The following is an 11432-nucleotide window of genomic DNA, read 5'->3' as shown; positions in this document are numbered from 1 at the left end:
CATTTCAACAATACTGTTTGCTAAAGACTCATTATTCATATCCATATCTTCATCTGTCATATCTCCATCTGTCATATCTTCATCTTTATTATCTTCATTATCCATCTCTTCATTTGCATCATCATTTGTATCTGTATCATCATTTTGACATCCTATACTTATAATAGAAATCATAAGTATAATCAAAAAGATTATACCTAAACTTTTTATTTTATTTAGCACATTTTCACCTCCTATAATTAGTATTACAAAAATCTCAAAAATTATTATTAATTTTTCATTTTTTTGTTTGATTGAAGTTATTGCATATTTAATGTATAATTTTATAAGTATTAAAATCAATGTGTTTGAAAGGAGATTTTTATGAAATTAGGCATAGTAGGACTTCCTAATGTAGGAAAGTCCACATTATTCAATGCAATTACCAAAGCAGGCGCAGAATCTGCCAATTATCCATTCTGTACAATAGAGCCTAATGTAGGTGTAGTATCAGTTCCAGATGAAAGACTTGATAGACTAACTGAAATATTTGGTTCAGAGAAAAAATTACCTACTGCTATAGAATTTTTTGATATTGCAGGACTTGTAAAAGGAGCTAGTAAAGGAGAAGGTTTAGGCAATAAGTTTTTATCACATATAAGAGAGGTAGAATCAATTGTCCATGTAGTAAGATGTTTTGAAGATGAAAATGTTACTCATGTTGAGGGTAATATTGATCCTTTAAGAGATGTTGAAATAATAGACTTAGAACTTATATTATCAGATTTAGAAATAATGAGTAAAAGATTAAGTAAAACTGAAAAACTGGTTAAAACTGACAAATCCTTATCTAAGGAACTTAAAATAATTCAAAAAATAGTTGAATCCCTGGAAGAAGGCATTCCTATAAGAATGTTAGACTTTGACAAGGAAGATGAAGTTTTTGTTAAAGGCTTGAACCTATTATCTAAAAAACCTGTATTATATGCTGCTAATATTTCAGAGGAAGATATTATAAATAAAAATGAAAATGAGCACCTTCTCAAATTAAAAGAGCATGCAAAAAAAGAAGATTCTGGTATAATAACTATTTGTGGAAAAATCGAATCTGAAATAGCTGAACTCGAAGATGATGAAAAAGAAATGTTTTTAGAAGAGCTTGGAATAGAACAATCTGGTCTAGATAGATTGATAAAGGCAAGTTATGAACTTTTGGGACTTATTTCATTTCTAACAGCAGGACCAAAAGAATCTAGAGCCTGGACTATAAAAAAAGGTTCTAAAGCACCTGAAGCAGCAGGTAAAATTCATACTGATATGGAAAAAGGATTTATAAGAGCTGAAATAGTTAGTTTTAAAGATTTAAATGAAACTGCTAGTATGATAAAAGCAAAGGAACAAGGTTTGGTTCGTCTAGAAGGAAAAGAATATATTATGCAAGATGGAGATGTAGTGATATTTAGATTTAATGTTTAAAAAGCGGAATTAACCGCTTTTTTTATATATAAATATTAATTAGCATGCCTTCAATTTCTCCAACCAGTCTAAGTAAATCAAGTCTAGGATTCTCATCTTTTAAAAGTTCTTCAGTCAAATCTATCAGTTTGGAATCTACTTTAGATACTATCTTTAAAAGTCTAGAACTTCCCCCTCTTCTAAAACCGCCCCTTTTATTTAAATCTAATCCAGATTCTAATGCTTCATCTAAAAAATTTTTAACTTTCTTTTTATAATCAAAAAGATTTTCTATAGTTCTTTTATTAGCTAATTTCTTCCCTGATTCACTTATATCTAATAATTGTGTTTTTATTTTTTCCAAATCAAATTTTTCTGTTTTTTTATCAATAACTTCCCTAAATGATATTTGATTGTTATTTTTTATATTATTTTTTGAACTATTCATATTATCAATGTTTTTTATTCCTATTCTATCTATCTTCATCTTTTCACTCCTATAATTCTCAAATATATTTTTCTACTAAATATATCGACAAAATTTAAATTTTGTTTAACAGATTACTAAAATAAAAGTCAGATCCTAGGATCTGACTTTTATTTTAGTAATCTGAATTTCCTTTTTCACCTTTAACTATAGATACTGAAGAACTAGCTCCAATTCTTGAGGCACCAGCTTCAATCATAGCTTTAGAAGTTTCTATATCTCTAATACCACCTGAAGCTTTTACACCTAATTCAGCTCCAACTGTTTTTCTCATAAGTTTTACATCATCAATTGTAGCTCCTCCTGTAGAAAATCCAGTTGAAGTTTTCACATAATCAGCACCAGATTCTTTAGCTATTTCACATGCTTTAACTTTTTCATCATTTGAAAGTAAACAGGCTTCTATAATTACTTTTACTAGTTTATCTTTGGAAGCATCAACTACAGCTTTTATGTCTTCTTTAACTAAATCATAATTTTCATTTTTGAGTGCCGCTATATTTATTACCATATCTATTTCATCAGCACCATTTTTTATAGCTTGCTCTGTTTCATAAGCTTTCACTTCTTTTAAAGTGTTTCCAAGTGGAAATCCTACAACTGAAGTAACTTTTACACTACTACCCTTTAATTCTTCACTTACATATCCTACATAATTTGGATTTACACACACAGAAGCAAAACTATATTCTTTAGCCTCATCACATACTTTTTTTACTTGTTCTCTTGTAGTATCAGCTTTTAAAATTGTATGATCTATTTTTGATGCAATATTCATTTTTTCACTCTCCTTATTTAATCAATTCTACAGTCATTCCATTTTTAGCTCCACATGCATTTCCTTCTTCTAAGTCTACATGCATTTCAAGACTATAATTTTCATTAACTCTAACTAATACATTATCAAAAATTACTCCTCTTTCTCCTGGAACTTTAACCATTACTCTATCTTTATCTTTTACCCCAAAATCTTTAGCATCTTCGGTATTCATATGAATATGACGTGAAGCTACTATTATACCTTTATCTATCTCAATCTCACCTTTTGGACCAACTATTTTAGCTCCTGGTGAATTCTCTATATCTCCTGAATCTCGTAGTGGTGATTTTATACCTAATTTAAATCCATCAGTTAAAGAAATTTCAGCTTGAGTATTATTTCTTGCAGGTCCTAATACTCTAACTCCTTCTAATTTTCCCTTTGGTCCTACAATATCAACTTTTTCTTTAGAGGCAAATTGCCCAGGCTGAGAAAGATCTTTTAGTTTGTTTAATTCATAACCTCTCCCAAAGAGTTTTTCGATATCTTCTTTCTTTAGATGAATATGTTTGTTTGATAATGCTATTGGTAATTCTGTTTTCAATTTTATTCCTCCAATACTAATTGTTATTACTTTTCTAAAATAATTATATTCCTTTTGTATACAAAAAGCAAAATTGTTAAAATAAAGACATTTAGTGTTGTTTTTTAGATTTTTTTAAGAAATCTTTTAAATGCCATAGTCATAAAGTATAATCCAGGCATAGGATCAGAAAAGCTCCAAGTTGAAGCAACATTTTTAAATGAAACATCTTTTATTATCTTTGAAATATTCATTTGACCAGTTTTCAAATATTCTTTAACTGCAAATAAATCTTCATACATATAAAGAAAAGTATATCCTAAATCTTTTTCAACACTTTTAGGCTGTGGTAATTTATCTGTCATTTCCATATATGTTATATAAGGAAAATTAAGACCACAATTATATAGCATCTCATTAAAGTTTATTATTATTACATTTACCTCTATTAAGTATATAATGCCAGTATTTTCATCTCTTTTTAGTTCTATTTCTGAAAAGCCTTTAAATTTTATTCCTTCTAAAAAAGGTTTACATATATCATGAATTTCTTTTATATATTTTTGCTTTGCATAAGTAGATGCTCCAAAATTAATTGGCCATTGTCTTATTTTATAGGCTGTTGTAAAGTGAGTAACCTTTGAATCTTGATTTAAATATGCATCATAACAATAACAATTATCTTCTGGTCCTGGAATTATTCTTTGTATTAGTATTTCAAAATTATCTTTATGACACATATTTACTTTTTCCATTAATTCATCTTCATTATCTATAATAAAAACTTTATTGCGATACTTCCTTACAAAAGACGCAGAATCCATTGGTTTAATGATACAAGGGTATCCTATTTCTTCATTTACTCTTTCTTTTAATTTTTCCTCTTTTGAATTTATAGTTTCAGGGACTTTCACATTGAATTTTTCAGCTAATAAACTCATAGTATATTTATCCATTACTTCTGACCAAAAACCTTTTCTATCCATTGGAAATAAGAAATATTCTTTTAATTCATAAAAATATTTATCAATAAATTCTACATAGGGATCAGAAGAAGGAAATAATACAGGTTTATGATCTTGTTTTTTAGAATAATTTATCAAAAACTTTAAAAATTCTTCTGGTTCTCTTCCATAATGTGGAGCTATTAAATGTTCCTTTAGATATTTTGTTTTTGAACCATAGCTATCTTCTTTAGTATAATCTATTGCGCTAACATGAATACCTTCTCGTCCTAAGCATCTTATTATGCTAAGTCCTATGTAATAATTTGCTCCTAATACTACTGCTTTATTTTTATATTCCATTTTAATCACCTTCCACATTTTGTATAGGTTATTTATAATTAATCAATTTATTTAATGTATTTAAAAAATCTGGATATGAAGTTCCTATAGATGAAATTTCATCTATATTAGTCATGCCTTTTGCCTTTAAGGCTGCTATTATCATACTCATAGTTATTCTATGATCATCATAACTCTTTATTTTATTTGCCATCAACCTATCTCTACCTTCTATTATCATACCATCACTTGTCTCTACTATGTTTACTCCCATATTTGATAGATTATTTACCATAGCACTTATCCTATTGCTCTCTTTAACTTTCAATTCACTGGCATCTTTTATTAAAGATTTTCCTTTAGCACATGCACAAGCTACAGCTATAATAGGTATTTCATCTATTAATTTGGGTATTATATCTCCCTTTATTTCTACTCCATTAAGTTTTGATGCTCTTACTTCAATATCTACAATTTCTTCATTATTTTTTTTACTCTTATTAAATATTTTTATATTTGCCCCCATTTTAATCAAAATATCGATTATACCTATTCTAGTTTCATTATATCCTACATTTCTTATGATAATATGAGAATTTTTCAAAATCAAAGCTCCTACTAGAAAAAAAGATATAGAAGATATATCTCCAGGTATAAAAACATCTTTTCCTTTTGCTTTAGTATCAGAATTTATAATTATAGTATTCTTTTCCTCTTTTATATCTATCCCAAAATATTTCATCATTCTTTCTGTATGATTTCTAGATTGTGAAGGTTGTACTATTTTTGTTTCCCCTTTAGTATATAAGGCTAAGAACATAATAGCAGATTTCACTTGAGCACTAGCTATTTTCTGAAAATATTCTATAGAGTGTAAAGATTTTGACGGATTTATAGTTAATGGTGGATTTCCATTTTTTGATGCTATATTTGCTCCCATAATAGAAAGTGGCTTTATGATTCTCTCCATGGGTCTTTTTTTTATAGATGAGTCACCTTCAATAGTAGAAGAAAAGTTTTGCCCTGCAAGTATGCCAGAAGCTATTCTTATAGTTGTTCCTGAATTACCCACATAAAGTTTTTTATCAGGCTTTTTAAGTCCATATAATCCTACACCATTAATTTGGATTTGTTTATTATTTACTTGTATTTCTATTCCCATCTCTTTAAATATATTTATAGTATGCATACAGTCATCTGAAAATAAAAAATTGTCTATTGTAGTTATTCCTTCAGAAATAGATCCTAACATAATTGCTCTGTGAGATATAGATTTATCTCCTGGTGCATAAATCTCACCATTTAATGTAATATTTCTTCCTTCTATATTCACTTAAATATCATCTCCTAACGATTCTATTATAAGTTTATTAGATATATCAATATAAAATATATCTACTTTATCATAATCTACAGGAAAAATAAACACTATATTTTCATCTATATTTTTTTTATCCATTTCAATATTTTTAAGTATTTGTTTTTTTTCTTCTAAAGTAAAATTTATTCTTTTAATTATTTTAAAAATTATTTTTTTAATCTGATGGTAATATTCTTCTGATATCAATCCCATTTTATTTGCAATAAATGATTCAGAAATCATTCCAAGTGCAACAGCTTCTCCATGCTTAAATCTTTTGAATTCATCTAAAGATTCAATGCCATGACCTATGGTATGACCAAAGTTTAGTGTCTTTCGTGTATTTTTTTCAAATGTATCAGCTTCAACTATATCTTTTTTAATTTCTAAGGATTTTTGAATAAGTATATCAATATCATCTAATTCTAAATTTAAAATAAGGGGTATTTTTCCATCTATTTTTTTCAACAAATCATAGTCTTTAATTATTCCATATTTTATCATTTCAGCTAAACCAGAACTGATATCACCTTTATTTAATGTTTTAAGGGTATTGATATCAATTAATACTTTTTGAGGTTGATAAAAGCTTCCAATTATATTTTTAATACCCTTATAATTTATTCCAACCTTTCCTCCAATACTACTATCTATTTGGGATAATAATGTAGTTGGAATTTGTATGTAATTAACTCCTCTCATATAAGTAGCAGAAATATATCCAGCTAAATCTCCTACTACACCTCCACCAAGACTTATTATAAGAGATGATTTGTTGAATTTTTCTTTTATTAACTTATCATATATATTTTCTGCCATTGAAAAGGATTTGCTTTTTTCTCCTTGTGGAATAATAAATTTATATACATCAAAATCTTCTAACTTTTTTAATATATCTTTTAAATAAATTTTAGATACATTTTCATCTGTAATTATTATAATTTTTTTATCTTTATATTCTTTTAAATGAATATCTAGTTCTTTTAAAAGATTTCTTTTTATATGAATTTTATAATTATTTGTTTGTGTATTTACTGTTAGTTCCATTTTATACCTCATTTTTGAGTATTAATATAGTTATTATAATTACTAATAATTTCCTGCATACTGTCTCCACCAAATTTAATTGATATCTCTTTTGCAATAGTAAATGCTACTATAGATTCTGCAACTATGCTGGCTGCTGGAACAGCACATATATCTGCTCTTTCTTTATGTGCTAAAAACTCTTTTTTACTCTTCATATCTATGCTTTTTAAAGGTTTTTTAAGTGAAGGAATGGGTTTCATATAAGCCTTTATTTCTATGTATTCTCCATTTGAAATTCCACCTTCAATACCTCCAGCATTGTTAGTTTTTCTAAAATACCTTCCATTATAAAAAATTTCATCATGGACATTTGACCCGGTATTCCTTGATGAGTTTATTCCATCTCCAATTTCTACTGCTTTTATTGCCTGCAAACTCATTATAGCTTGTGCTAACTTTGCATCAAGTTTTCTATCCCATTGAGCGTGACTTCCAAGGCCTATGGGTACTCCTGTTGAAATTACTTTAAATGACCCACCTAATGTATCACCTTTATCTTTTGTTTTATCTATTTCTTTTATTATATTTCCTTCTAAACTTTTATTTAATACCCTTACTGGAGATTTATCTGCAGATTTAAAATGATTTATATCATAATTGTTTTTATCTTCAAAAATCCCTATAGAAGTTACATAACTATATATATCAATCCCAATTTCTTTTAACATAAGTTTTGAAATACTTCCAATAGCAACTCTCATAGCAGTTTCTCTTGCACTGGATCTTTCTAATATATTTCTAATATCACTTTGATTGTATTTTATACTTCCAGCAAAATCTGCATGTCCTGGCCTTGGTTTTGTAATAGTTTCTTTTATATCATTATGAATATCCATTTTTTCTATCCAATTTTCATAATCTTTATTTTCTATGAAAATTGTCAGCGGACCTCCTATAGTAATACCCCCTCTTACTCCTGAAAGTATACTTATTTTATCTTTTTCAATTTTCATCCTATTTCCTCTGCCATAGCCTTTTTGTCTTCTTTGTAATTCATAATTTATAAAATCTATATCTATTTTTAAATTTGAAGGTAAGCCTTCAATTATTCCAACTAATCCCTTACCATGAGATTCACCTGCTGTTAAAAATCTTAACATTTTATCACCTCTGATATATTAAAAGCTGCCAAAGGCAGCCTTTAATCAACATATTTAAAATACTTTGATAATGTATATATTATTATAGCATCTAGTGGTATAGTTACTAAGGCTGAAAGTAATCTAAATGGAAATATGACAATAAATCCAAGATTATATAGCATTATAAGCCATAGGGTGTTTAAAAATATAGAAATTATTATTGTTCTTATAGATACTACAAATATAAGTCTATCAAATCTATATATTGAATTCCCATTTTTATATTTTCTGTTTATAAAAATGGGTAAAGCTATAAATCCTAACATTCCAACAATATATACTATCAAAAATTGATAAGAAATACTGTTGCCTGCTTGAATATATATATATGCTGAAACTAAAGAAATCAAAATTACTATTAAAGCATTTATTATTGTGTAATTGATATTTTTTCTCTTTGGCTCTTTATTTTTAAATATATAATGATAAAACAATCCAGGTATAAAACCACTTAGAGCTGCTGATAAAGTAAATCCTGGAAAATAAGGTCCCATTGGATTTATTAAAACTCCAATTAAATCTGCAGTGGTTCCTGTGAGTGCTCCAACTAATGGTCCAAATAATATTCCAGATATCATAATTGGAACTCCTCCAAATCCGATTCTAAGACCTTGTCCACCTGCTATAGGTATAATTACAGAAAATACTCTTGTTAATATTATGCTTATAGCGGTAAGTAAACTTGCTGCTACTAAGCTTTTAGTTCTAATACTTCTTTTTTTCACAATAAAACCTCCTTTTTTTAGTAATATAGAGTCCACAACTAAAGAAAAGAGATCTTTAGTACCCAGCGGATGCAGCAAAATATCGCGGTTAAACCTTCGTTTGAGAGCTACTTCCCATCACTCAACACTTAACGCATTTTGCCTACTCTGATACTACAAGAACTATTCTATAACATAATTTAATCTTTGTAAATAAAGTCATAAGAATATTTTGTTTGTTCATTTTTATTGCCATAAAAATAATAAATTATCTTTTTAATTAAAGATACGCTAGCAAGAGAAAATAGTATAATAGAAATAATTGAATAATATATATGAAGAACTGTAAATTGACCAAAAATTAATATAGCTATACCAGTAATGAGATATTTGCTCCAATTATCTGTTGAAATTATGCTTTTAACTTCCTTTTTAATAGTTTTAGTTTTTATATTTATCTTATTTAATATGTAATTTTCTATTTCTTTTTCTTTTGGAAAAAGTTTAGTTTTCTTTGTAAGACACATTATATCTTTCATATTAATTAAATCTATTTTTTTGTATTTTTCTAATCTATTAACTAAATCTATAGATTCTGTACTAAAATTACTTGTACTTATTATTATACCTTTATTTATATTGTTCTTTTTAAGTTTAATAAAAAAATTTCTAATTATACTTTCATTTACTGAATAATCCATACTATACTGTAATAAGCTTACACCTATTTTAATGTCAGACTTATATATTTCAATATAAATTTCATCATTTTTATAATCTTCTTTTGTATCAAATCCTAAACCTTCAAATAAACTAATAAAAAATTCTTGAAATTTCTCCATACTTCTATTTAAAAGATCATTATAAATTATTTCTTCTGCAATTTTTTCTGTAGTAATTTCTTTTGCTTTTTTCATATCTTTTTTTTCTTTTATTCTAAGAATGAAATATATTAAAATACTAAAAATCAAAGAAAGTATAATGGAAAAATATAAATTATCCCATCTAAATATAAATAATAGATTTAAAATTACAAAAATTAAAATAGATAAAAATATCCTATCCATTTCCCTGGCAAATAATGTTTTCTTATTTCTAGTCTTACTTATGTAGAAAGATTTCAACTTATATTTTTTAATAATAGTTTTAATGTCCATAATAATCACCTCTATAATAGATTATAGACATAGCTAAGAAAAATAATCAATTTCTTATTTTTTCTTTTCCTCTTAATATAAATCCTAAAAGAAAAATCATTATAAGCTGTAAAATAAAATATGTTAATATTCTTATAGAAATACTATAAAAGAAATCTAAAGGCAACATTTGAATTAAAATATCAGTTTTGGGATTTAATAGCCATAAATCATTTGTAAATAATATTTCATGGAATATAGTAAAATATTTATTAAAATCTATACTTATTGCTATACCAAATATGCTCATTATTATTAAAGGTAATATTGATGCAGATATCAAAAGTTTGTATAAGGTTTTTTTATAAAATTTTATAATTAAAAATAAAGAAATTATAAATAATATTAGAGATAAATTTCTTATCATAAATCCTTTTTCAAATAAATTTTTAACATCAACCATATGTTTTCTTTCTCTTTCACCAAATACTATCTCTTCTTCACCATTTACTTTAGCTTCAATTATAAGGTTTTTTCTATTTCCTTTCATATAATCAAGCATCTCTCTTGTAACTATAATTAAATCTTTTTTTTCTATTTGTGTTTTATCATAAATGCTATATTCTTCAAATTTATTTTCATAAAATTCAATATCAAATGTTGCCATTTCTACATCTACAAACAACAATGTAATAATTAAAGAAATCACAAAGACTATACTTACTATTATTTTTTTCATTTTTATCCCCTTTATTTAAAAATTCTTTTTTTGATTTGGATTACTATAAAATATAAAATGAATATGGGTATTATAAGTGTTAAGATTTGCTTATTATATATCTCTATTTTTCTAAATACAAATGTCCAATTTTCTCCTAAAATTTTGCCTAAAAAAATCAAAGCTATATGATGTAAGCTAGATATTAATATAATAGATGAATATGCAATCCTCTTCTTAACTTTAAATACACCTGCTGATAATATAGTTATTGAATATATTCCTGGTATAAACTTACTTATTATTATGACAATAGCTCCAAATCTATCAAACAACTTTTTTAATTTCAATACTTTATCTGTTTCAAAAAGTTTATTTATTATTTTAGAATGTAATATTTTTTCTTCTTCTTTTCTACCTAATAGATACAATGCAATAGATGAAAGTGAAGTTGCTAAAATTGCATTACTAATTACTAATATTATATTTAAATTAGCTATTTCAGATAAGTATCCTTCTAATATTAATACCATATCTCCAGGATAAGGTGGAAATAATACTTGAAGGGATTGTGAAATAAAAAAGAATATGTATGATAAAAACACATTTTGACTAACAATATCCTTAGAAAATTGTATGATTAACTCTTCCAAATAACTCACCCTCCTTAGACTTAATATATTTAGCTCGTTGCAGAACTCTACAACTCGCATATTTACTACGTTTATTTACA

General features: G+C 26.2%; 13 protein-coding genes and 1 riboswitch. Of the genes, 1 reads left to right on the top strand and 12 read right to left on the bottom strand.

Annotated elements, in window-relative coordinates; genetic code table 11:
- On the bottom strand, positions 1–222 hold a 222-nt coding region (locus tag ACTHUW_RS08170; RefSeq protein ID WP_442212954.1), incomplete at its 3' end, for a hypothetical protein.
- Positions 223–363: 141 nt separating this feature from the next.
- Here ACTHUW_RS08170 and ychF point away from each other — a divergent pair.
- Positions 364–1455, top strand: a complete 1092-nt coding sequence (ychF, locus tag ACTHUW_RS08165) for a redox-regulated ATPase YchF (protein ID WP_442210794.1) — start codon at positions 364–366, stop codon at positions 1453–1455.
- Between the two features lie 22 nt (positions 1456–1477).
- Here the strand turns inward: ychF and ACTHUW_RS08160 are convergent, their stop codons facing one another.
- The 11 genes from ACTHUW_RS08160 to ACTHUW_RS08110 all read right to left on the bottom strand — a co-directional run bounded on the left by ACTHUW_RS08160 (position 1478) and on the right by ACTHUW_RS08110 (position 11352).
- On the bottom strand, positions 1478–1921 hold the full coding sequence (locus tag ACTHUW_RS08160) for a YaaR family protein (protein ID WP_442210792.1): 444 nt from the start codon (positions 1919–1921) through the stop codon (positions 1478–1480).
- 115 nt (positions 1922–2036) lie between these two features.
- A complete protein-coding gene (gene deoC, locus ACTHUW_RS08155) occupies positions 2037–2699 on the bottom strand; it encodes a deoxyribose-phosphate aldolase (RefSeq protein WP_442212952.1) in 663 nt (220 codons plus the stop codon).
- Positions 2700–2712: 13 nt separating this feature from the next.
- Positions 2713–3285 carry a phosphate propanoyltransferase gene (pduL, locus tag ACTHUW_RS08150; RefSeq protein ID WP_442210788.1) on the bottom strand — a complete coding sequence of 191 codons (573 nt, stop codon included), beginning with the start codon at positions 3283–3285 and terminating at the stop codon, positions 2713–2715.
- A 104-nt stretch (positions 3286–3389) separates the two neighbouring features.
- Positions 3390–4571 carry a carboxylate--amine ligase gene (locus ACTHUW_RS08145; protein ID WP_442210786.1) on the bottom strand — a complete coding sequence of 394 codons (1182 nt, stop codon included), beginning with the start codon at positions 4569–4571 and terminating at the stop codon, positions 3390–3392.
- A gap of 28 nt (positions 4572–4599) precedes the next feature.
- Positions 4600–5883: a 3-phosphoshikimate 1-carboxyvinyltransferase gene (aroA, locus tag ACTHUW_RS08140; protein ID WP_442210784.1), complete on the bottom strand. Its 1284-nt coding sequence runs from the start codon at positions 5881–5883 to the stop codon at positions 4600–4602.
- Complete coding sequence (gene aroB, locus ACTHUW_RS08135) at positions 5884–6957, bottom strand: 3-dehydroquinate synthase (RefSeq protein ID WP_442210782.1); 1074 nt, start codon at positions 6955–6957, stop codon at positions 5884–5886.
- Between the two features lie 8 nt (positions 6958–6965).
- Positions 6966–8099 carry a chorismate synthase gene (gene aroC / locus ACTHUW_RS08130; protein WP_442210780.1) on the bottom strand — a complete coding sequence of 378 codons (1134 nt, stop codon included), beginning with the start codon at positions 8097–8099 and terminating at the stop codon, positions 6966–6968.
- Between the two features lie 41 nt (positions 8100–8140).
- Complete coding sequence (locus ACTHUW_RS08125; RefSeq protein WP_442198156.1) at positions 8141–8866, bottom strand: folate family ECF transporter S component; 726 nt, start codon at positions 8864–8866, stop codon at positions 8141–8143.
- A gap of 61 nt (positions 8867–8927) precedes the next feature.
- A riboswitch (THF riboswitch) is annotated at positions 8928–9018 on the bottom strand.
- 27 nt (positions 9019–9045) lie between these two features.
- Positions 9046–10002, bottom strand: a complete 957-nt coding sequence (locus ACTHUW_RS08120) for a restriction endonuclease (protein ID WP_442210778.1) — start codon at positions 10000–10002, stop codon at positions 9046–9048.
- Between the two features lie 46 nt (positions 10003–10048).
- On the bottom strand, positions 10049–10720 hold the full coding sequence (locus ACTHUW_RS08115; RefSeq protein WP_442210776.1) for a TIGR01906 family membrane protein: 672 nt from the start codon (positions 10718–10720) through the stop codon (positions 10049–10051).
- Between the two features lie 11 nt (positions 10721–10731).
- Positions 10732–11352, bottom strand: coding sequence for a DedA family protein (locus ACTHUW_RS08110; protein ID WP_442210774.1), 621 nt, complete (start codon positions 11350–11352; stop codon positions 10732–10734).
- Between the last annotated feature and the right edge of the window lie 80 nt (positions 11353–11432).

This window comes from Senegalia sp. (in: firmicutes) (assembly GCF_052088025.1).
In the GTDB taxonomy this organism is placed as follows: Bacteria; Bacillota; Clostridia; order Tissierellales; family SIT17; genus Anaeromonas.
This window is presented reverse-complemented; position numbering and strand designations above follow the sequence as displayed.